This is a genomic window from Streptomyces sp. A2-16, assembly GCF_018128905.1.
Taxonomy (GTDB): Bacteria; Actinomycetota; Actinomycetes; order Streptomycetales; family Streptomycetaceae; genus Streptomyces.
The window spans coordinates 3,225,986-3,246,745 of the sequence record NZ_CP063808.1; the positions used below are offsets into that span (position 1 = coordinate 3,225,986).

General features: G+C 71.2%; 19 protein-coding genes and 1 riboswitch. Of the genes, 15 read left to right on the plus strand and 4 right to left on the minus strand.

All coding sequences use genetic code 11. The features are described 5' to 3' along the window. The first annotated feature begins 2 nt into the window (after positions 1-2). The 4 genes from dxs (at position 3) to IOD14_RS14535 (ending at position 4,124) form a co-directional block, all read left to right on the plus strand. Entirely contained in the window at positions 3-1,952 is a 1,950-nt protein-coding gene (gene dxs / locus IOD14_RS14520) for a 1-deoxy-D-xylulose-5-phosphate synthase (protein WP_212670431.1), read from the plus strand. Beyond that, on the plus strand, positions 1,949-3,334 hold the full coding sequence (locus IOD14_RS14525; protein ID WP_123994043.1) for an aspartate aminotransferase family protein: 1,386 nt from the start codon (positions 1,949-1,951) through the stop codon (positions 3,332-3,334). The genes dxs and IOD14_RS14525 overlap by 4 nt, the downstream gene beginning before the upstream one ends. Before the next feature lie 65 nt (positions 3,335-3,399). After that, positions 3,400-4,005, plus strand: coding sequence for an XRE family transcriptional regulator (locus IOD14_RS14530; protein ID WP_123994042.1), 606 nt, complete (start codon positions 3,400-3,402; stop codon positions 4,003-4,005). Further along, entirely contained in the window at positions 4,002-4,124 is a 123-nt protein-coding gene (locus tag IOD14_RS14535) for a DUF6126 family protein (protein ID WP_123994041.1), read from the plus strand. Before IOD14_RS14530 ends, IOD14_RS14535 begins: the two co-directional genes overlap by 4 nt. A gap of 12 nt (positions 4,125-4,136) precedes the next feature. Here IOD14_RS14535 and IOD14_RS14540 read toward each other — a convergent pair whose 3' ends face one another. Then, positions 4,137-4,934: a tyrosine-protein phosphatase gene (locus IOD14_RS14540; protein ID WP_123994040.1), complete on the minus strand. Its 798-nt coding sequence runs from the start codon at positions 4,932-4,934 to the stop codon at positions 4,137-4,139. 208 nt (positions 4,935-5,142) lie between these two features. On the opposite strand from IOD14_RS14540, the gene IOD14_RS14545 reads away from it, so the two are divergent. From IOD14_RS14545 to IOD14_RS14560, 4 genes are all read left to right on the plus strand, one after another. After that, on the plus strand, positions 5,143-7,218 hold the full coding sequence (locus tag IOD14_RS14545; protein WP_123994039.1) for an alpha-galactosidase: 2,076 nt from the start codon (positions 5,143-5,145) through the stop codon (positions 7,216-7,218). Positions 7,219-7,525: 307 nt separating this feature from the next. After that, a riboswitch (cyclic di-AMP (ydaO/yuaA leader) is annotated at positions 7,526-7,684 on the plus strand. Between the two features lie 4 nt (positions 7,685-7,688). After that, entirely contained in the window at positions 7,689-8,633 is a 945-nt protein-coding gene (locus IOD14_RS14550; protein WP_212670432.1) for a LysM peptidoglycan-binding domain-containing M23 family metallopeptidase, read from the plus strand. A gap of 236 nt (positions 8,634-8,869) precedes the next feature. Beyond that, positions 8,870-9,601: a DUF6250 domain-containing protein gene (locus tag IOD14_RS14555; RefSeq protein WP_212670433.1), complete on the plus strand. Its 732-nt coding sequence runs from the start codon at positions 8,870-8,872 to the stop codon at positions 9,599-9,601. Positions 9,602-9,746: 145 nt separating this feature from the next. Further along, the gene (locus IOD14_RS14560) at positions 9,747-10,532 is read left to right on the plus strand and encodes an SGNH/GDSL hydrolase family protein (protein ID WP_123994880.1); all 786 of its coding nucleotides are present in this window, start codon (positions 9,747-9,749) and stop codon (positions 10,530-10,532) included. Positions 10,533-10,581: 49 nt separating this feature from the next. On the opposite strand, the gene IOD14_RS14565 is transcribed toward IOD14_RS14560, so the two are convergent. After that, a complete protein-coding gene (locus tag IOD14_RS14565; protein WP_212670434.1) occupies positions 10,582-11,190 on the minus strand; it encodes a TetR/AcrR family transcriptional regulator in 609 nt (202 codons plus the stop codon). A 50-nt stretch (positions 11,191-11,240) separates the two neighbouring features. Continuing rightward, positions 11,241-12,419 carry a glutamate dehydrogenase gene (locus IOD14_RS14570; protein WP_212670435.1) on the minus strand — a complete coding sequence of 393 codons (1,179 nt, stop codon included), beginning with the start codon at positions 12,417-12,419 and terminating at the stop codon, positions 11,241-11,243. Between the two features lie 176 nt (positions 12,420-12,595). On the opposite strand from IOD14_RS14570, the gene IOD14_RS14575 reads away from it, so the two are divergent. From IOD14_RS14575 to IOD14_RS14605, 7 genes are all read left to right on the plus strand, one after another. Continuing rightward, a complete protein-coding gene (locus IOD14_RS14575) occupies positions 12,596-13,771 on the plus strand; it encodes an MBL fold metallo-hydrolase (RefSeq protein WP_212670436.1) in 1,176 nt (391 codons plus the stop codon). 973 nt (positions 13,772-14,744) lie between these two features. Continuing rightward, positions 14,745-17,423 carry an ATP-binding protein gene (locus IOD14_RS14580; protein WP_212670437.1) on the plus strand — a complete coding sequence of 893 codons (2,679 nt, stop codon included), beginning with the start codon at positions 14,745-14,747 and terminating at the stop codon, positions 17,421-17,423. A gap of 68 nt (positions 17,424-17,491) precedes the next feature. Then, positions 17,492-17,926, plus strand: coding sequence for a roadblock/LC7 domain-containing protein (locus tag IOD14_RS14585; RefSeq protein ID WP_123994033.1), 435 nt, complete (start codon positions 17,492-17,494; stop codon positions 17,924-17,926). A gap of 2 nt (positions 17,927-17,928) precedes the next feature. Continuing rightward, positions 17,929-18,300, plus strand: a complete 372-nt coding sequence (locus IOD14_RS14590) for a DUF742 domain-containing protein (RefSeq protein WP_123994878.1) — start codon at positions 17,929-17,931, stop codon at positions 18,298-18,300. Next, entirely contained in the window at positions 18,278-18,877 is a 600-nt protein-coding gene (locus IOD14_RS14595; protein ID WP_123994032.1) for an ATP/GTP-binding protein, read from the plus strand. Before IOD14_RS14590 ends, IOD14_RS14595 begins: the two co-directional genes overlap by 23 nt. Before the next feature lie 58 nt (positions 18,878-18,935). Continuing rightward, positions 18,936-19,514, plus strand: a complete 579-nt coding sequence (locus IOD14_RS14600) for a GAF domain-containing protein (RefSeq protein WP_123994031.1) — start codon at positions 18,936-18,938, stop codon at positions 19,512-19,514. Positions 19,515-19,570: 56 nt separating this feature from the next. Beyond that, positions 19,571-20,170: a TetR/AcrR family transcriptional regulator gene (locus tag IOD14_RS14605; protein WP_123994030.1), complete on the plus strand. Its 600-nt coding sequence runs from the start codon at positions 19,571-19,573 to the stop codon at positions 20,168-20,170. Here IOD14_RS14605 and IOD14_RS14610 read toward each other — a convergent pair. After that, positions 20,167-20,760: a GPP34 family phosphoprotein gene (locus IOD14_RS14610; RefSeq protein WP_212670438.1), complete on the minus strand. Its 594-nt coding sequence runs from the start codon at positions 20,758-20,760 to the stop codon at positions 20,167-20,169. The genes IOD14_RS14605 and IOD14_RS14610 overlap by 4 nt on opposite strands.

The following is a 20,760-nucleotide window of genomic DNA, read 5'->3' on the forward strand; positions in this document are numbered from 1 at the left end:
CCGTGACCATTCTGGAGAACATCCGGGGACCACGCGACCTGAAGGCGCTGTCCGAGTCGGATCTCGGCGAACTGTCCGAGGAGATCAGGGAGTTCCTGGTGCACGCGGTGGCCAGGACCGGCGGACACCTCGGGCCCAACCTGGGGGTGGTGGAACTCTCCATCGCGCTCCACCGGGTCTTCGAGTCGCCGGTCGACCGCATCGTGTGGGACACCGGCCATCAGAGCTATGTGCACAAGCTTCTGACGGGACGCCAGGACTTCTCCAAGCTGCGCGGCAAGGGCGGCCTGTCCGGCTACCCCTCGCGCGAGGAGTCCGAGCACGACATCGTCGAGAACAGCCATGCCTCCACCGCGCTCGGCTGGGCCGACGGGCTCGCCAAGGCCCGCCAGGTGCAGGGCGAGAAGGGCCATGTGGTCGCCGTCATCGGCGACGGCGCGCTCACCGGCGGCATGGCCTGGGAGGCGCTGAACAACATCGCGGCCGCGAAGGACCGGCCACTGATCATCGTCGTCAACGACAACGAGCGGTCGTACTCGCCGACCATCGGCGGCCTCGCCAACCACCTGGCCACCCTGCGCACGACCGACGGCTACGAAAAGGTGCTGGCCTGGGGGAAGGACGTACTCCTCAAGACCCCGCTGGTCGGCAGCACCGTCTACGAGTCCCTGCACGGAGCGAAGAAGGGCTTCAAGGACGCCTTCGCGCCGCAGGGCATGTTCGAGGACCTCGGGCTGAAGTACGTCGGCCCGATCGACGGACACGACATCGGGGCCGTCGAGTCGGCACTGCGGCGGGCGAAACGCTTCCACGGGCCGGTGCTCATCCACTGCCTGACGGAGAAGGGCCGCGGTTATGAACCCGCCCTCGCCCACGAGGAGGATCACTTCCACACCGTCGGGGTGATGGACCCCCTCACGTGCGAGCCGCTCGCGCCGTCCAACGGGCCGTCGTGGACCTCGGTGTTCGGCGACGAGATCGCGGCGATCGGCGAGGAGCGCGAGGACGTCGTGGCGATCACGGCGGCCATGCTGCACCCGGTGGGGCTGGGCAAGTTCGCCGCGCGGTTCCCGGACCGGGTGTGGGACGTCGGCATCGCCGAACAGCACGCGGCGGTCTCCGCGGCCGGTCTCGCGACGGGGGGACTCCATCCGGTCGTCGCCGTCTACGCCACCTTCCTGAACCGTGCCTTCGACCAGCTGTTGATGGATGTCGCGCTGCACCGCTGCGGGGTCACCTTCGTGCTCGACCGGGCCGGGGTCACGGGCGTCGACGGGGCCTCCCACAACGGCATGTGGGACATGTCGATCCTCCAGGTCGTGCCCGGGCTGAGGATCGCCGCACCCCGGGACGCCGACCAGCTGCGGGCGCAGCTGCGGGAGGCGGTCGCCGTGGACGACGCGCCGACGCTGGTGCGGTTCCCGAAGGAGTCCGTGGGTCCGGCGGTGCCGGCGATCGACCGGGTGGGCGGGCTGGACGTGCTGCACCGCTCCTCGGACGTGCCGGATGTCCTCCTGGTCGCCGTCGGTGTCATGGCGCCCGTCTGTCTCCAGGCCGCCGAGCTGCTGGAGGCTCGGGGCATCAACTGCACGGTCGTGGACCCCCGTTGGGTCAAGCCCGTCGATGCCGCGCTGCCGGGTCTCGCCGCGGAGCACCGGCTGGTGGCCGTCGTCGAGGACAACAGCAGGGCCGCCGGGGTGGGCGCGGCCGTGGCGCTGGCGCTCGGTGACGCCGAGGTCGACGTGTCCGTACGCCGGTTCGGGATCCCGGAGCAGTTCCTCGCGCACGCCAAGCGGGGAGAGGTGCTCGCCGACATCGGTCTGACGCCGGTCGAGGTGGCGGGGCGGATCAGCGCGAGCCTGGCCGTGAAGCGACAGGCCGAGGCCGTCGAGCAGGAACAGGCCGAGGTCCTGGTGCAGGAGCAGGCCGAAGTCAAGGAGAAACCTGAATGACCACGGAGTTCGACCTCGGCAGACTCCTGGCCGAGCGCGGAGCCGAGCGCTACGAGCTGCACGGGAAGTACCTGAACCACCAACTCCCGCGCATGCTGCACACCATCGGCTTCGACAAGGTCTACGAGCGGGGTGAGGGCGCCTACTTCTGGGACGCCGACGGCAACGACTACCTGGACATGCTCGCCGGGTTCGGGGTGATGGGCCTGGGGCGCCACCACCCCGTCGTCCGCAAGGCACTGCACGACGTCCTCGACGCGCAGCTCGCCGACCTCACCCGCTTCGACTGCCAGCCGCTGCCCGGGCTGCTGGCCGAGAAGCTGCTCGCGTACAGCCCGCACCTGGACCGGGTGTTCTTCGGCAACAGCGGCACCGAGGCGGTGGAGACCGCGCTGAAGTTCGCCCGGTACGCCACCGGAAAGCCCCGCGTCCTGTACTGCGACCACGCCTTCCACGGGCTGACCACGGGCTCGCTGTCGGTCAACGGCGAGTCCGGCTTCCGGGACGGGTTCGCGCCCCTGCTGCCCGACACCGCCGTCCCTCTCGGCGATCTCGACGCCCTGGCACGGGAGTTGAAGAAGGGGGACGTCGCTGCCCTGGTCGTCGAGCCGATCCAGGGCAAGGGGGTGCACGAGGCGCCGCCCGGCTATCTGCGGTCCGCGCAGGAACTGCTGCGCAAGCACAAGGCCCTGCTCATCGCCGACGAGGTGCAGACCGGACTCGGCCGTACCGGCGACTTCTACGCCTACCAGCACGAGGACGGGGTCGAACCCGACCTGGTGTGCGTGGCCAAGGCGCTCTCCGGCGGCTACGTCCCGGTCGGCGCCACCCTCGGCAAGGACTGGATCTTCAAAAAGGTCTACTCGTCGATGGACCGGGTGCTGGTGCACTCGGCGAGCTTCGGGTCCAACGCCCAGGCGATGGCGGCCGGGCTCGCCGTCCTGTCGGTCATGGACGACGAGCAGATCGTCGCGAACGCCCGCGCCACCGGCGACCTGTTGAGGTCCCGGCTCGCGGCCCTGATCGACAAGTACGAGCTGCTCGCCGACGTGCGCGGCAGGGGTCTGATGATCGGCATCGAGTTCGGCAAGCCGAAGTCCCTGAAGCTGCGCAGCCGCTGGACCATGCTCCAGGCCGCGCGCAAGGGCCTGTTCGCGCAGATGGTCGTCGTCCCCCTTCTGCAGCGGCACCGGATCCTGACCCAGGTCTCCGGTGACCACCTGGAGGTCATCAAGCTCATTCCGCCGCTGGTGATCGGGGAGAAGGAAGTGGACCGGTTCGTCGACGCCTTCACCGACGTCATGGACGACGCGCACAGCGGGGGCGGACTGATGTGGGACTTCGGCAGGACGCTGGTGAAGCAGGCGGTGGCCAACCGCTGACCGCGCAGGTTTGCCTCTGAGGCAAGAAAATTGCCGCAGAGGCAAATCCACGGCTCAATGGAGGTATGAGCTCTTCGGAAGCCTCCACGGAGCTGCCCTCGGTGGCTCCCCAGCTTCGCGCCCTGCGCCGCCGCGCCTCCCTCACCCTGGAGGCGGCGGCCGGTGCGGCGGGGCTGTCCCCCGCCCACCTCTCCCGACTGGAGACCGGGCAGCGCCAGCCCTCGCTGCCGATGCTGCTCGCGCTGGCCCGTATCTACAGTACGACGGTCTCCGAGCTGCTCGGCGAGACGGTCGCCGAGCGGGACGCCGTGGTGCGCGCCGCCGACATGGAACCGACCGCGGCGGGCGGCTGGACCTACTTCCAGGCGGGCGCGCCGGGACGCGCCATGCAGGCCCTGCGGGTGCAGGTGCCGCACGGTTCCCAGGGCGACATCGTGCGGGTGCACCCCGGCGAGGAATGGCTGTACGTCCTCAAGGGACGGCTCAGGCTCCGCCTCGGCGACACCACGCACCTGCTCGGCCCGGGCGACAGCGCGCACTTCGACTCGCTGACCCCGCACCGCATCGCCGCCCAGGATCCCGACGGCGTCGAGCTCCTGTTCGTCCACACCCTGTTGCAGAGTCCCACGGCCGCGCTGTGCCTGGGTCCCACCCCTGGAGAGACGCGATGAAGGACATGGAAGAGAAGTTCCCCCGCGCCCTGTGGGTGCGCCTCATCATCTACCTGGCGATCGGCCACGTCTTCGCGGCCTTCATCTTCCTGCTCTTCGAGGTGGGAGCCGGGCAGTAGCGGTCGCACGGCTCAGTCGAGCAGGCGCTCCCGCAGCCGCTCACGGAGCTCCGGAGTCAGGCCGAGGCCCTCTGCCAGATACTCCTCGACGCCGCCCCATGTCTCCTCGATGGTCTCGAAGGCCGCCGCCAGATACTCGGCACGCGCCTCGAAGAGGGGGCTGAGCAGCTCCATGACCTCGGGGGAGTAGGCGTCGGCGGAGGTGCTGGTGCGGCGCACCTTGTAGCGGCGGTGCTTGGCGTTCGACTCCAGGTAGTCGGCGACGATCGCCTCGCGCTCCACGCCCAGGGCGAGCAGGGTCACCGCGATGGACAGACCCGCGCGGTCCTTGCCGGCCGCGCAGTGCATGAGGGCGGGCACGCTGTCCTTGGCGAGGGAGCGCAGCACCTCGGAGTGCTCGGCGGTGCGCTCCTTGACCATCGTGCGGTAGGAGTTCGTCATGCGCTGGGCGGCCTTGCCGTCGCCGAGGAGTTCGCGCAGCTGCTCAATGTCGCCGTCGCGGACCATCTTCCAGAACCAGGTCCCCTCCGCCGGGTCGCTCAGCGGCAGGTTCACATTGGTGACGCCCGGCAGGTCGACGTCCGGGCCCTCCAGCTTCTGGTCCGCCGCGTTGCGGAAGTCGAAGACGGTGTGCAGGCCGAGAGAGGACAGGAAGGCCGCGTCCTCCTCGGTCGCGTGCGCGAGGTGACCGCTGCGGAACAGCACCCCGTACCGCACCCGCCGCCCGTCGGCCGTCGGCAGTCCGCCCACATCGCGGAAGTTGCGGACACCTGCCAGTTCGGGTTCGGTCGACGGGATCTGCTGCGTCACGGGGGCTCCTCCCAGCCGGGCTCCGCCGACGCGGCTCGTCGGCGGGGCACGCTCTCGACGATACGACATGGGTTCCTGGGGCAATGAGTTGTCCACAAGCCTGGCAATGAGTCGTCCACAGCCGTTGCCGACAGGGCGGTCGGCCATTGATGATGTTGGTGCCTGAGTGCACCTGTTGGCACCTGTTCGGATCTGTGAGGGAAGCACGATGCTGGAGATCGCCGAGAACGGCCGTACGTGGATTCTGTCCGGGCCGGCCAGCAGTTACGCCCTGCACCTCACCGCCGAGGACGAGCTGCTGCACCTGCACTGGGGCCCGAGGATCGCCCTCGCCGACGCCGAGGCCCTCGCCGTGAGCCCGCTGCCCGCGTACTGGCCCTTCGAGGCCCCGCTCGACGGGCGCGAGGAGTACCCCGTCGAGGGCGGCCCCCGCTTCACCCGCCCCGCACTGTCCGTGCGCACCGACGAGCGGCGCGGCACCGAGTGGAGCTTCGAGGCGTACGACAGCGAGGGCGACGAGCTGCGGCTGCGGTTCCGCGACGGCGGGCTGAGCATCACGCTGCACTACCGGATGCGCGGCGACGTCCTGGAGCGCTGGGTGACCCTGGACAACCAGGACCCGGCACCGGTGGAGCTGCTGCGCGCCGACTCCGCCACCTGGACCCTGCCCGACCGCGAGGACGGCTGGCGGCTGTCCCAGCTGCACGGCCGCTGGGCCGCCGAGTCCCTCCTCACCCGGACCCCCCTCACCTACGGCGAGAAGGTCATCGGCAGCCGCCGCGGCCACACCGGGCACCAGCACCTGCCCTGGGTCGCCCTGGACACCGACGCCACCGAGGAGCGGGGCGAGGTCTACGGCTGCGCCCTCGGCTGGTCGGGGTCCTGGCGGATCTCCGTGGCGCAACTGCCCGACGCGCGCGTGCAGATCACCGGCGGCGTCGGATACGACGAATCGGGTCTGCTCCGGCTGGCGGCCGGGGAGTCCTTCACGACCCCCGTCTTCGCCGGTCTCTGGAGCGACGGCGGCTTCGGCGGTGCGAGCCGCGCCTGGCACGCCTACCAGCGGGCGCATGTCATCCCGGACGCCGAGCAGGACCGTCCCGTGCTGTTCAACTCCTGGGAGGCCACGAACTTCGACATCTCCGAGGAGCAGCAGGGCACCCTGGCCCGGCGGGCCGCGGCGATGGGCGTGGAGCTGTTCGTGGTCGACGACGGCTGGTTCGGTGCCCGCACCAGTGACCGGGCCGGGCTCGGCGACTGGGCGCCCAACCCCGACCGCTTCCCCTCCGGCCTCAAGCCGCTCGGCGACTACGTGCACGCGCTGGGTATGGAGTTCGGCATCTGGGTCGAACCGGAGATGATCAACCCGGACAGCGAGCTGTACCGCGCCCACCCGGACTGGGTGCAGTACCAAACAGGACGAAAGCGGACGGAGTTCCGCAATCAGCTCGTGCTGAACCTCGCGCGCGAGGATGTCCAGGAGTACCTGTGGGAGCAGCTCGACGCCCTGCTCTCCTCGGCCCCGATCGACTATGTGAAGTGGGACTTCAACCGCTGCTTCACGGACGCGGGCTGGCCCGGCGAGTCCTACCCGCAGCGCCTGTGGGTCGACCATGTGCGCGGCTTCTACGCCCTCCTGGACCGGTTGCGGGCGGCGCACCCCGGTGTGGCCTTCGAGTCCTGCTCGGGAGGTGGCGGCCGGATCGACCTGGGGGTGCTCAGCCGTACCGACCAGGTGTGGACCTCCGACAACACCGACCCGCTCGACCGACTCGCGATTCAGCACGGTTTCAGCCAGATCCACCCCGCGCGCGTGATGGCCGCCTGGGTCACCGACAGCCCCAACACCCAGCTCAACGGCCGGGTCAGCTCGCTGCGGTTCCGGTTCGTGAGCGCGATGGCCGGAGTGCTGGGAGTCGGCGGCGACCTCGCGGAGTGGACCGAGGAGGAGCTCGCCGAAGCCGGGCGGTGGGTGGCTCTCTACAAGGAGATCCGACCCCTGGTGCAGCGCGGCGAGCTCTACCGGCTGCGGCCGCCGCGGGGTGGGCTCAGTGCGGTGCAGTACGTCCTCGGGGACGAGACCGTCGTCCTCGCCTGGCTTCAGGCGCAGAAGTACGGCGAGCCCGTGCCGTCCCTGCGGCTGCGCGGACTCGACCCGACAGCGTCGTACGAATGCCTCGAAACGGGCGAAGTGCACCGAGGGGCCGTATTGCTGCATCACGGACTTCGCACCGGTCTGCGTGGCGACCTCGATGCGACGGTTCTCCGGCTGCGTCGCATCTAGGGCTTCTGTCCGAATTAATGGCTTCCCTCCAACTCCGCCCATGAATAGGGCTCCTGTGAATTCGTGACGTGAGGAGCGTCATATCGGTGACGGTGTGTCGCCCGTCATGTTCACGTAATTCACGTGCTTTTCAAGGGGATTCAGGTCGGATGACGGGTGCCCGATTGACGCAGGGTGACCGGTAATTCTCATAAGGGATCAACAGGAAGGCATGCACAGGGAACCTCTCACTTGTCCCTTTGCGTCTTGCTCGCTTACGTTCGCCACCGATCCGGTCGGACGCCCAATCCTGCCGCCGAACGGATTCCGCACACACTCACCCGTCCACGGCAGGAGCGGGGGACCCACAGGCAGTACCGCCTGTTCCGGTCTCCGGAACAGGCTTGGGGTTTAGCCGCGTCTCGGCGCGGCCGGGCATCTCCAGCTCGCACCCGACAGCTCACCTCGCAGGCGCCGGAGAGGAATTCGCCATGCCCGCGAAGGGTAAGCACCGCCGTCCGAAGTCCCAGCGCTTCACCCGCTCGATCGCCGTCGCCGGAACCGGGGGCGCCGCGCTCGCCCTCCCGCTCATGGGAGCCACCGGCGCTCACGCCGCCACTTCCCAGTCGGTGTCGGAAAAGGCCGTCCAGTCGCTTCCGGTCACGCAGAAGTCCGCGGAAAAGGCGGCCGCCAAGAAGAGCGCCGCCAAAACCTCGACCGTGCGCACCTATTCGGTGCGCGTCGGTGACTATCTCTCGAAGATCGCGGACGAGCAGAATGTCAGCGGTGGCTGGAAGAAGCTCTATGCCGACAACCGGGAGGCCGTCGGCGACGATCCGTCGCTGATCCACCCGGGTCTGAAGCTCTCGATCGGCAAGAAGGCCGCGGCGAGCACGACGAAGAGCGGCTCCTCCTCGTCGTCCTCCGCGAAGTCCTCCGCCAAGGCGAAGAAGGCGCAGAAGGCCGAGTCGAAGTCGTCCTCGAAGTCGACGGCCGTCACGCAGAGCGCCGACACCACCAGCTCCAGCGGCTACACCCTCCCGGTCAGCGGCGCCACCGTCGGCACCGGCTACCGCGTGACGGGCAGCATGTGGTCCAGCGGCTACCACACCGGCGTCGACTTCGTCGTCCCGACCGGCACCTCGCTCAAGGCCGTGGCCGCGGGCACGGTCGTCTCCGCGGGCTGGGGCGGTGCCTACGGCAACCAGGTCGTCATCAAGCTGAACGACGGCTATTACGCGCAGTACGCGCATCTGTCCCAGCTCTCCGTCTCGGCCGGCCAGACCGTGAGCGAGGGCCAGCAGATCGGACTCTCCGGCGCGACCGGCAATGTGACCGGCCCGCACCTGCACTTCGAGATCCGCACCACGCCGGACTACGGCTCCGACGTGGACCCGGTCTCCTACCTCCGCTCCAAGGGCGTGGCCGTCGGCTGACGACGCCCCCTGTGCCACCGAAGGCCGGACCCCGATCCCCGGGTCCGGCCTTCGGTGTTCTCCGCGCGAGAGACGGTGCGGCCGTATCCGACCGCGTCTTCATGGTCACTTCGTTGCGTTCTCGTGGCAGGCGTCCGTGAGTGTCGACAGGTGGGGGAGGGGCCGGGCACAGTGAACTCCCTTGCTGTGCAAGCGCTTTCTACGGGTCAGCTCCTTTACGGAAGGAACCGTCCGCCATGACGACCACGCGCAGAGCCTTCGGAGCCCTCGCCGCCGGAGCGGCTCTGGCCGCCCTCGCCCCCGCGGGCACCGCGAGCGCCTCGCCCCGCCACCGGCGCCTCATCGCACACGACGAGTTCCGCCACGGCCTGCGGTGCTGGGCCGTCGAACTGGAGCAGGGCGGCACGGTCACGGCGCGGCACGGAGTCCTGGAGGTCGACGTGCCCGCCGGCGCGACGATCTGGTTCAGGCAGCCGCTCGAGGGGCCGTACGTCCTGGAGTACACCGCCACGCCCGTGTCCGAGGGCGGGGTCAACGACCGGGTGTCCGACCTGAACAACTTCTGGAACGCGGTCGACGTCCGGTCCCCGGCCGACCTGTTCGCCACCCGCCGGGGCGGGGCGCTCGCGGAGTACGACTACCTGAGGACGTACTACTCCGGCTACGGGGCCAACTACAACACCACGACACGGCTGCGCCGATACGTCGGTGAACCCGGAGTGCGGCCGCTGATCCGCGACTGCACCGAGCCGCTGCTCGTCGCGAACGAGCCGAACCGGGTGCGGATCGTCTCCGACGGCCCCACGGTGCAGTGGTGGAACAACGGACGGCTCGTCTTCGACTACACCGACCAGGAGCCTTACACGAAGGGGCACTTCGCGTTCCGGACGACCTGGAGCCACTTCAGGATCAGCGACTTCAGGATCAGCGACTTCAGGGTGTGGCGGTCGCAGCGTCAACATCCCTGACGGGAGGCCTATTCCTGGTTTGGTCAACCCTTTAGGAGTGGCTTATCTCACCGCGAGTCAAGTCCTTCCTACGGTCGCGTAGGTCACAATCGAAGGTGAATCATGAACTGCTGTGGCAGACGATTCGAAGAATGACAGCAGATCAGTGATCGGGTCGTACGTGGCGGTGGGGGACAGCTTCACCGAGGGCGTCGGCGACCCCGGCCCCGACGGGGCGTTCGTCGGCTGGGCCGACCGGTTCGCGGTGCTTCTCGCGGACCGGCGGCCCGAGGGCGACTTCAGGTACAGCAATCTCGCCGTACGCGGGAAGCTGCTCGACCAGATCGTCGAGGACCAGCTTCCGCAGGCCGTCGAACTGGCACCGGACCTGGTGTCGTTCTGCGCCGGCGGCAACGACATCATCCGGCCCGGCACCGACCCCGACGAGGTCGCCGAGCGCTTCGAGCGGGCGATCGCCCGGCTCACCGAGGTGTGCGGCACGGTCATGGTGACGACCGGCTTCGACACCCGTGGCGTGCCCGTGCTCAAGCATCTGCGCGGCAAGATCGCCACGTACAACGGACATGTGCGGGCCATCGCCGACCGGTACGGATGCCCGGTGCTCGACCTGTGGTCCCTGAAGACCGTCCAGGACCGGCGGGCCTGGGACGGCGACCGGCTGCACCTCTCCCCGGAGGGGCACACGCGCGTGGCGCTCCGCGCGGGACAGGTGCTCGGTCTCGAGGTGCCGGCGGATCCGGACCAGCCCTGGCCGCCGCTTCCCCCTCGTGGCCCGTTGGACGTGCGGCGGGACGACGTGCACTGGGCGCGCGAGTACCTGGTGCCGTGGATCGGGCGCCGGCTCCGGGGGGAGTCCTCCGGGGACCATGTGACGGCCAAGGGCGTGCTGTCGCCGGACGACATCAAGTCGCGGATCGCCTCGGTGGCCTGAGACACGCGCGGAACCGGAGCTGGGCGGGGCGAGGTGCTCCTGCCCGACGCTATGCGGACCTCGTGCCGTCCAGCCCGAGTTCGCGCGCCAGGGCCTCGTCCACCCACTCCTGGGCCCGGGACCTGGGCACCGCGCCCGCGTAGGACGTCAGCTGGACGGCCAGGCCGTCGAGCAGCGCGGTGAGGCGCAGGGCCGTCGCCTGCGGGTCCGGACAGCGGAACTCTCCCGCTGCCACGCCCTCGGCGATCACCTCGGCGAGCGCCGCCTTCCAGCGCCGGTCGAGGTCACGGATGACCTCCTGGAGCGCCGGCTCGCGCAGGGCCACCGCCCAGCCCTCGATCCACAGGCGCCAGCCCTTGGCCTGGCCCGTCGGGGCGTACCAGCGCACGGCCGACCGGAGCCGGCGCAGCGCGTCCGTGCGGCGGCCGAGGAGCTTGCGCAGCCGGGCCAGGTCCTCCTCGGCGGCATAGGTGAACGCGGCGGCGACCAGCTTCTCCTTCGTGGAGAAGTGATAGAGCACCAGGGCGTTGCTCACCCCGAGCGCCGAGGCCACGTCGGCGATCCTGACGGCCGCCACGCCCCGCGCCTCGATCTGCTCGATGGCCGCCCGCAGCAGCTCCTCGCGCCGCTCGGCCACTGTCAACCGCACTCTCGCCACGGGATCACCCTAATCCGTCCCCCTGCGGGGCACCGCCCGGGCGAGCCAGGTCAGCGGTACCGGCCGAACCGCTCCGCGATCACCGGCAACCGGTCCGCTACCAGGGCGTGCGCGGCGGCGCGCGGCGAGGTGCCGTCCGCGTCGGCGCGCGCCAGCAACTGCTCGACCAGGGCGCGCATGGAACGCCGTATGTGCGCGAAGGCCTCGTCCGCGTCCGCGCCGATGTCGCCGAACAGGGTCCACCACCACCAGGCGTTCGTCCCGGAGTTGACCACGACGTCCGGCAGCACGGTCACCCCGCGCGCGGCCAGCAGCGTCTCCGCCGCGGGCAGGACGGGCATGTTGGCCGCCTCCACGATCCAACGGGCCCTGATCCGCTCCTGGTTGCCGGTGTCGATCGCGTACGAGACCGCCGCGGGCACGAGTACCTCCGCGTCGAGCGACAGCCAGGCGTCACCGGGCAGTTCGCGGTCGGCGGGGCGAAGGGCGGAGCGGTCCACGGTGCCGTAGGTGTCCCGTGCGGCCAGCAGCGTCTCGACGTCGAGCCCCGCCGGGTTGTGGATCGTGCCCTTGATGTCGGCGACGGCCACGACCGTGAGCCCCGCGCGGGTGAGGAAGCGGGCCGTGGCCCCGCCCATGGTGCCGAGACCCTGCACGGCCACGCGCGTGCCCGCACAGGGCACTCCGGCCGCGTCCAGGGCCGTCAGCGCGGACTCGGCCACTCCGCAGCCGCCCGCCAGCTCGTCGAGTCCGATGCCGTCCACCTCGACCGCGAACGCGTCCGAGAGCCGCCGCCGGGCCGCGGCCTCGTCGTCGAGCAGCGGATAGACCGCCTGGATCGAGGAGACCAGGCCGGTCTCCTCGATCGCCCGGTCCACCAGGTCCTGGCTGAGGCCGAGATCCTCGCCGGTCGTCCAGAAGCTCTCGACGTACGGTCGCACGGCCCGCAGATAGCGCACGAGCAGGCCGTACGCCTCCGGGTCCCGGGGGTCGCAGTCGATGCCGCCCTTCGCCCCGCCCAGCGGGACGTACCGCGCCGCGGGGTCGTAGTGCAGGGCTTCCTTCATGGTCATGCCGCGGGCGAGGCCGGCGACCTCGTCCAGTGTGCAGCCGGGGCGCATCCGCAGGCCGCCGCTGGCGACCCCCCGCACCAGCCGGTCGACGACCAGGAAGCCCTGGCGGCCGGTGACGTGGTCGGTCCAGGTGAGCGACAGCAGGGGGGTGGTCACGCGGGCTCCGGAGTGGACGGACGGCTACTGAACGGGCAGTCAGTATTGGCATCCGGGTGCGCTCTGTCAACGTGGACCGCCCCTCCTGCGTCCTTCCCCGTGTGACCGGACAGACCCCGGCACTGTCAGAGGGGCGGACCATAATGGATTCCTCAGCCACTCCACCTGGAGGTACCGTGACCGGCTTCCGTTCCCTGAGCTCCGGGCTCCGCGCGCTGCAGCCCGCGGCCTTCGGTGCGGACCCGAGCGGCGAGCGCATGGCGCGTATCCGCAGATCCCCCCACTTCAAGGACGGCGTCTTCCAGAACCCCGGCGGAACCACCCGCACCCGTCCCGACGCGTCCGCGGTGGAGCTCACCAAGGCCTTCTTCGACACCGACGGCCGGCAGCAGCGGGCTCCCGAGGGGCGGATCCCGGTGCATCCCACCACGCTCGCCGACCTCTCCAGGCCCCCGGCCGCCGGCCTCCGGCTGACCTGGATGGGGCACTCCAGCGTTCTCGCCGAGATCGACGGGCGGCGGGTGCTCTTCGATCCGGTGTGGGGCGAGCGGTGCTCCCCGTTCCCCTTCGCCGGGCCCAGGCGGCTGCACCCCGTACCGCTGCCGCTCGCCGCGCTCGGACCGGTCGACGTGGTCGTCATCTCCCACGACCACTACGACCACCTGGACATGCCCACGATCAGGCAACTGGCCGGGACGGACACCGTCTTCGCCGTGCCGCTCGGAGTCGGGGCCCACCTCGAGCACTGGGGAGTGTCCGCGGACCGGCTGCACGAGCTGGACTGGCACGAGTCGACCCGGGTCGCCGGGCTGACGCTGACCGCGACCCCGGCGCGGCACTTCTGCGGGCGGGGCCTGCGGAACACCCAGCACACCCTGTGGGCGTCCTGGGTCGTCTCCGGCGAGGAGCACCGGATCTACCACAGCGGCGACACCGGGTACTTCGACGGGTTCAAGGACATCGGCGCGGCCTTCGGGCCCTTCGACGCCACGATGATCCAGCTCGGCGCCTACTCGGAATTCTGGCCTGACATCCACATGACGCCCGAGGAGGCCGTGCGGTCCCATCTGGATCTGCAGGGCGGGGACGCGGCGGAGGGGGTGCTGCTGCCGATCCACTGGGGCACGTTCAACCTCGCGATGCATCCCTGGGCGGAGCCCGCGGAGCGGACCATGCTGCTCGCGCACAAGGCGGGAGTCGCCATGGCGTCGCCGCGTCCGGGAGAGCCGTTCGAGCCGGGGGCGGCGCCGGTGGTCGATCCCTGGTGGCGGGCGGTGGCGAAGGCTCCGGCCGGGGGGTGGGCCGCGGTGCCGACGGCTGTGGGGGAACCGGAGGTCGTGGTCGAGCACTGAGCGGTGGTGTCGCCTCCTAAGGGGGGCGAGTTTTGCCGGGCGGCTGCGGGGCGGTGGGGGATGGGCGCGTGGTTCGCTGCGGCCCTGTGCGGGTGTGGCTGAGGGTGCTTCGGCGGCGTGCGCTCGTGTAGTTTCCCGCGGCCGTGGGTGTGGGTGCGGCTGAGCGTGCGTCGACGGCGCGCTCGCATAGTCCCCGCGGCCGTGGGTGGGTGCTGCTGAGGGTGCTTCGACGGCGCACGCTCCGAGGGCCGGGAGCGCCCCGTCGCTCGGTGACGGCTGTGTGCCGCGGTCCGTCAGGGCTGCCTGCCGTGGTCCCTTCGCGGCTGCGTGCCGCAGCTCATGATGATCTTGCCGACCCGGTGGCGGGCCGCGTCGCGCGGAGCCGTCGGACGCGACCCGGATTTCGGACCGCAGTTCCCGTGCGGCCGACACGTTCAGTGACAATGCGGAAGGCTCGGGCCAACGTTCCGGAGGGGCGTGGGCCAGGTTTTCGTGCGCCTGAAACGGGCCGGCATGACGACCGGGGTGCGTGCGCGCCCCCGGCCCGGCCGGTCGGGCCTGACCGCTTCTGAACAGGGCTGATCGGTATTCACTCGTTCGGGTCCCCCTGTCCGGTCGGCTTGTCGGTCTGTCGTGCGAGGACTCATACCAGAGCGGGACGTCGTGCGGGGGACTTTGTCAACTGCCGCTCGCACATGATGCGTTGGCGACTACTGTGAGTGTCCGCCGGGCGACGAGGGGTTGAAGTCTTCGGTCTCTCGACCGGTACGCCATGACGCATGCCCACGGCGAACAGCCGGGGTGCGGGGAGGAGGGAGGCGACGCGCCGGTGACCGACGACCATGCCGCCGCGCGACCCGCCCGGCAACCCGCCCCGAAACCCGCAGGGGCACGCGCCGGAGCTCGCCGATCCGGGCCGGTCGGCCCGGGGCCCTCCGGCCGACAGGACCGACGGACCACTACAAGGACACCGATGTCTCACCTCCGCGCACCGGCCGCACGCGCAGACCGCCGTGAGGGCGGGCGGCACGGTCGCCCGGTCGCCCGCCCCGCCCCCTCGCTGCCCGAGACGCACCTACGGCCACAGCTTGTGCGGCTGGCCGTGCTCCCGCCGGTCGCGGTCGCCCTCAGCGGCTGCGCGGCCGTCCTGTTCACCGTCCGCTCCACCGGGGCGCAGCCCAGCCTCATCCTGTGGGGAGTCCTGGCCGGAGCGGTCTCGGTGACCCTCGCGGGCATCCTCATCGCCGCCGTGGCGGCCGACCGCGCCGCCAAGACCGTGAGCGACCGCGTCGGCGCACTGCGCCGCAGCAGCGCGCGCCGCGAGGCCGACCTGCGGGCCCTGGTCGAGGGGCTGCGCCGCGGCGAGGTGCCGCCGGGGCCCGGCCCGCGCAGCGGACCGCCCGACGGCGCCGACGACTTCGAGCTGCTCGCCGCCGACCTGACCCGGGCCCACGACGGGGCCGTCACCGCCGTCGTCCAGGCCGCCCAGCTCTCCAGCCAGGCCGGCAGCGAACAGAAACTGGAGGTCTTCGTCAACCTCGCGCGGCGGCTTCAGTCGCTGGTGCACCGCGAGATCTCGATCCTCGACGAGCTGGAGAACGAGATCGAGGACCCCGACCTGCTCAAGGGACTCTTCCACGTCGACCACCTCGCCACCCGGATCCGCCGGCACGCCGAGAACCTCGCCGTCCTCGGCGGTGCCGTCTCCCGTCGGCAGTGGAGCAACCCCGTCTCCATGACCGAGGTGCTGCGCTCCGCCATCGCCGAGGTCGAGCAGTACTCGCGCGTCAAACTCGTGCCGCCGATCGACGGCACGCTGCGCGGGCACGCCGTCGCCGACGTCATCCATCTGCTGGCCGAACTGGTCGAGAACGCCACGGTGTTCTCGGCCCCGCACACCCAAGTGCTGCTGCGCGCCAACCTCGTGACCTCCGGGCTGGCCGTCGAGGTGGAGGACCGCGGGCTCGGCATGCCGGTCGCCGAACAGCACCGGATGAACGCCCTGTTGTCGGACCCGGACCAGGTCAACGTCGCGAGCCTGCTGGCGGACGGGCGCATCGGGCTGTTCGTGGTCTCGCAGCTCGCGAAGCGGCACGGCATCCACGTGCGGCTCCAGACCAACATCTACGGCGGCGTCCAGGCCGTCCTCGTCGTGCCGCAGGCGCTGCTGGGTACGGCGCCGGGAGCGGTCGGTGCGCAGCCGCCGCAAGCCGCGGTGACGAGCGGCGCCGTGGGGGCCGCCGTATCGCCGCAGGACCCGGGGCAACCGCGGCCCGGGCACGAGGCACGGCACCGGGGAGCGCCCGCGGAGCCGCGCCCCGGGACCGACACGCAGCGGCGCGAGCCCCCGAGCACGCAGCCCGGTCTCAACGGCACCGCGGCGCCCACGGCGAAGAGCGGCGAGCCGGTACCGCAGGCCGCCCGGCACGTACGCAACGGCCGCGGGCCGGCACCGAACGGCAGGGGGCGCGCGCCGGGAGACGGCGGCGGTGCACCGAAAGGCGGCGGCTCCCTGACCGGCGGAGCCGGGTCGCCGACGCACGGGGGCGGGAGCGTTCCGGGCGGTGGCGGGTCTGCGTCGCTCGGTGGTGGTGCCGTGTCGAGCGGGGAGCAGCCTGCCTCCGGTGGCAGGGGTTCGGTGCTGGGCGGCGAGTCCTTCGTGGGCGGTGGCTCGGGGGTGTCCGGGAGCGGTCCTGGCGGAGGCGGGCAAGGGCCCCTCGTGGGCGAAAGCGGTGCCGTGTCCGGTGGGAGCGGGTCCCCGGCCGGTGACAAGGGCACGGTGGCCGACCGGTCGGCCGGTGGTGGAAGCGGGCCGAACGGCGGTGGGGCACGCCCCGTGCGTCCCGCGCCGCTGCCCGTGCGCGGGGCCCGCGGGGAGCGGCCCACCCCTGCCGAGGCCGTGCCCGGGATCAGGCCCGACGACCGGCGGCTGGTCGCCGAGCATGTGGCCGCGCCGCCCACCCCGCGCATCGGGACCGTGCGCGGCACCATGGGCAAGCCCCAACTGCCCCGGCGCCGCGCCCAGGAGCACATCGCACCCCAGCTGCGCGGCGGACCGGCGCCACGGCAGGACGCCGAGCACCTCGCCTTCCACGACCCGGGACTCATGGCCGCCTTCCAGCGCGGGATCAGTCTCGCCGAGGCCCAGCAGCACCTGGAGGCGGAGCACGGTGAACCGACCACGCCGTTGCCGTTGCCGTCACCGCGCAGGGAGGCCGGCCACCTGGACCCGACACACACGGTGTCGTCCGCAGCCATGGACCCCACTGCCATGCCCTCCCCGGCTGCGGCCCGCGAACCCATGGACCCGTCCCATATGGACCCCGCCCATATGGGCCCCGCCCACACGGACGCGGCGACCACGGGCCGCCCGCACACGGACACCGCCCATACCGGCACGGACACCACCGGCACCGGATCGTCGGCAGCCGCACCGCTGGAGCCCCGCCGCACCCCGTCCCCCCACCCGTCCGCCTCCTTCGACTTCGACCTCACCTTCCGACGCGGCGCGAACCACACGGACACCGCACCCACGACCGACACCGCCGCCATTGACGCAACCTCCATGGAGCGGCCCCACATATCCGAGGCGCACGGCCTCGATCACGACCGCACCACCCCCCGGCACGACGGGAGCGCACCCGCCGGATGACCACCCCCGTGTACACCCCACCCCCCAGCGCTCCCGCAGACCTTCGTACCTCAAGGAGTCGATCCACCATGGCGAGCGAAGCGCCGACCGGCCATGTATCCGACCTCGACTGGCTGATGAGCGGCCTCGTGCAGCGCGTGCCGCACACCAGCAGCGCGGTCCTGCTGTCCTGCGACGGCCTCGTGAAGTCGGTTCACGGCCTCGACGGGGACAGTGCCGACCACATGGCGGCCCTGGCCTCCGGCCTCTACTCCCTCGGCCGCAGCGCGGGCGTCCGCTTCGGCGACGGCGGAGACGTCCGCCAGGTCGTCGTCGAACTCGACTCGACGCTGCTGTTCGTGACCACCGCGGGCTCCGGCACCTGTCTCGCCGTACTGGCGGGGCGCGAGGCCGACGCCGCCGTCCTCGGCTACGAGATGGCGATGCTCGTCAAGAGCGTCCGCCCCTACCTCGTGACCGCGCCCCGGCAGCACGCCGTCGAATCCCCGGCGATGAGGCCTTGAGCGTGGCGGCGGCCGGCGACGGGCCCTGGCTCGACGACGCGGCCGGGCGGCTGGTGCGGCCCTTCACGGTCAGCAACGGCCGCACCCGGCCGTCCATCACGTTCGACCTCCTGTCGCACGTGATGGCCACCGGTGCCACCCCCATCGGCTACCTCGGCCCCGAGCACGCGCAGGCACTCGACCTGTGCCGCGCGCCCGTCTCGGTCGCCGAGGTGGCCGCCCATCTCAAGCTGCCGGCGGTGGTCACCAAGGTGCTGCTGTCCGACCTGGTGGACTGCGGGGCACTGACCACCAAGCCCCCCGAGTTCACCCACAACCCGACTGACCGGGCTCTTCTGGAGGCAGTGCTCGATGGACTACGACGACAACTCTGACCCGTTCCCCACCGCACTCAAGATCCTTGTGGCGGGCGGGTTCGGAGTCGGCAAGACAACCTTCGTGGGAGCGGTCAGTGAGATCGCCCCCCTCAGCACGGAGGAACTGCTCACCACGGTCAGCGCCGCGACCGACAGCCTCGACGGCATCGAGAACAAGGTCGAGACGACGGTGGCCATGGACTTCGGCCGCATCACCCTCGATCCGGAACACGTCCTCTATCTGTTCGGCACGCCGGGGCAGGAGCGCTTCTGGTTCATGTGGGACGAGCTCTCCGAGGGCGCGCTCGGGGCGGTGATCCTCGCCGACACCCGCCGCCTCGAGGACTGCTTCGCGGCCGTGGACTTCTTCGAGCAGCGCGGCCTCGGATTCATCGTCGCGATCAACGAGTTCGACGGGGGGTACCGCTACGACCCCGAGGAGGTCCGCGCCGCCATCGACCTCCCTCCGGAGATCCCGATCGTGCGCTGCGACGCCCGGATCTCCAGTTCCGGTGTGCAGACCCTGCTCACCCTTGTACGGCATCTCATCGCCCACAGCCCGGCGCCCGCGCCGAGCCACGGCGCCCACATGTGACCCCCGCACCCACCGCCACGGAGCCGCATATGACCGACGTCCACATCGACGGCCGCCCATGAGCTACGACCCACCACGCCCGGCCGGTCGTCTGCTGCTCACCCCGGAGGACAAGGAGGCTCCGGCCCGGGCGAGACGGCTCGGACTGCTGGGCCTCGGGGAGCATCCGGAGCCCGCGCTGGACGCCTTCGCCGAGCGGCTGGCCGAGCGCACGAGGGCGCCGTACGCCATGGTCAACTTCCTCGGCGAGAACGGGCAGTTCTTCGCCGGACTCAGGATCCCCGCGGCCCGGCCCCCGGCGGACGGCGAGGAGGCCAAGCCGGAAGTGGGCCGCTATATGGCGCGCGACCATGGCTTCTGCCCCCATGTGGTCGTCCGCCGCAAGGCGCTGGTCCTGGAGGATGTGCGCGACTACCCGCGCTTCGCGGGCAACCCGGTGGTCGACGAGTACGGCATCCGCTCCTATCTGGGCGCACCGCTCCTCGACTCCACAGGGATGGTGCTGGGCACGGTGTGCGTGGTGGACGTGGAGCCCCGGAGCTGGGGGAAGTCCGGTCTGGAGACCATCAAGTCGTCGGCGGCGGAACTCGTCGCGCGTCTGGAGCGACGGGAGGCCGACGGGCTCCCGGTGCTGTGACGGGCGAGACGGACAGCTTGCTAGCCGACCGGTCTAGTACTCCCTACACTGGAGGTGTGGGACGCACCAGTGACGCCAGGGAGAAGATTCTCGGTGCCGCACGCTCGCTCATCGAGCGGCGCGGCTACTCGGCGCTGGGCGTGGCCGAGATCTGCAAGGCGGCCGGGGTGCCGAAGGGCAGCTTCTACTACTTCTTCGAGTCCAAGGAGGCCCTCGCACTCGCCGTCGTCGACGAGCACTGGGCGGCCCAACGACAGGACTGGGAGAGCGCGTTGGGCGGGGACGCGGTCCCACTGGAGCGACTGCGCGGGCTTTTCGAGCAGACCGAGGCCGGCCAGCGCGCCGTCCAGGAAGGCTGCGGCACGGTCTCGGGCTGTCTGCTCGGGAACCTCGCTCTGGAGCTGAGCAATCATGCCGAGCCCGTGCGCGGACGGCTCCAGGAGATCTTCGACGCGCAGGTCGACATGGTCGAGGCGGTCGTCGCCGAGGCCCGGGACCGCGGCGACGTCACCGCGGCCGACCCGCGGGAGGCGGCGCGGGCGGTGGTGGCCCAGCTGGAGGGCCAGGTGATGTTCGCCAAGCTCTACAACAGCCCCCGGCGCCTGACCCCCCTGTGGGACAACTGCCGTGCCCTGCTCGGTGCAGGCGCCGCCTAGTAACCGCGCCAGACGTTGTCGAAGGCGGCGTCCTCGATGACCTTCCGCTGACGCACGGCCTCCAGCTCCATGACCGCGTCCCCGACGGCGGCCAGGACGGTGACCGCCTCGTCGGTGAGCTCGCCGGCCGGTGCGTCGCCGATCCCGGCGGCGGACGCCAGGGCCGTGAGGACGGGGTCGCCGGCCGCCCGGCGCTCCTGCGCCTGCCGCCTGGCCGCCGAGTCGACCAGCTCCGTGCGCCCGGTCCGCAGCGGGATCCGGCGGCCCCGCGTGCGGGTGGTCAGCCCGATCCGCTCCAGGTCGTCGACGTAGGCCGCGGACAGCCCGCGGCCCCGGCGCCACAGCCAGTCCTCGACCGACTCGTACGGTTCCCGTCGTACGAGAGCCTCGGCGGCCTCGTCCAGCAGACGGTCACCGGTGGGGGAGGGGGCCAGGGGCAGGATGCGGTCGCCGTCCAGGTCGAGGGCGCGGGCGTCGAGGAGGTCGAGCACCTCGGCCGCCGCGAGCGCGAGCGAGAGATCGCCCTGTTCCACCGGCTTGTCGGCGGCCACGTCAAGGGCGACGATCGCGAGGTCCCGTGCGGTGGTCAT

Coding starts and splice junctions, on each gene's coding strand:
- IOD14_RS14550 (WP_212670432.1), top strand. CDS start 7,689: ATGCCCGCGAAGGGTAAGCACCGCCGTCCGAAGTCCCAGCGCTTCACC.
- IOD14_RS14545 (WP_123994039.1), top strand. CDS start 5,143: ATGCTGGAGATCGCCGAGAACGGCCGTACGTGGATTCTGTCCGGGCCG.
- IOD14_RS14535 (WP_123994041.1), top strand. CDS start 4,002: ATGAAGGACATGGAAGAGAAGTTCCCCCGCGCCCTGTGGGTGCGCCTC.
- IOD14_RS14580 (WP_212670437.1), top strand. CDS start 14,745: ATGTCTCACCTCCGCGCACCGGCCGCACGCGCAGACCGCCGTGAGGGC.
- IOD14_RS14555 (WP_212670433.1), top strand. CDS start 8,870: ATGACGACCACGCGCAGAGCCTTCGGAGCCCTCGCCGCCGGAGCGGCT.
- IOD14_RS14525 (WP_123994043.1), top strand. CDS start 1,949: ATGACCACGGAGTTCGACCTCGGCAGACTCCTGGCCGAGCGCGGAGCC.
- IOD14_RS14530 (WP_123994042.1), top strand. CDS start 3,400: ATGAGCTCTTCGGAAGCCTCCACGGAGCTGCCCTCGGTGGCTCCCCAG.
- IOD14_RS14610 (WP_212670438.1), bottom strand. CDS start 20,760: ATGACCACCGCACGGGACCTCGCGATCGTCGCCCTTGACGTGGCCGCC.
- IOD14_RS14585 (WP_123994033.1), top strand. CDS start 17,492: ATGGCGAGCGAAGCGCCGACCGGCCATGTATCCGACCTCGACTGGCTG.
- IOD14_RS14600 (WP_123994031.1), top strand. CDS start 18,936: ATGAGCTACGACCCACCACGCCCGGCCGGTCGTCTGCTGCTCACCCCG.
- IOD14_RS14595 (WP_123994032.1), top strand. CDS start 18,278: ATGGACTACGACGACAACTCTGACCCGTTCCCCACCGCACTCAAGATC.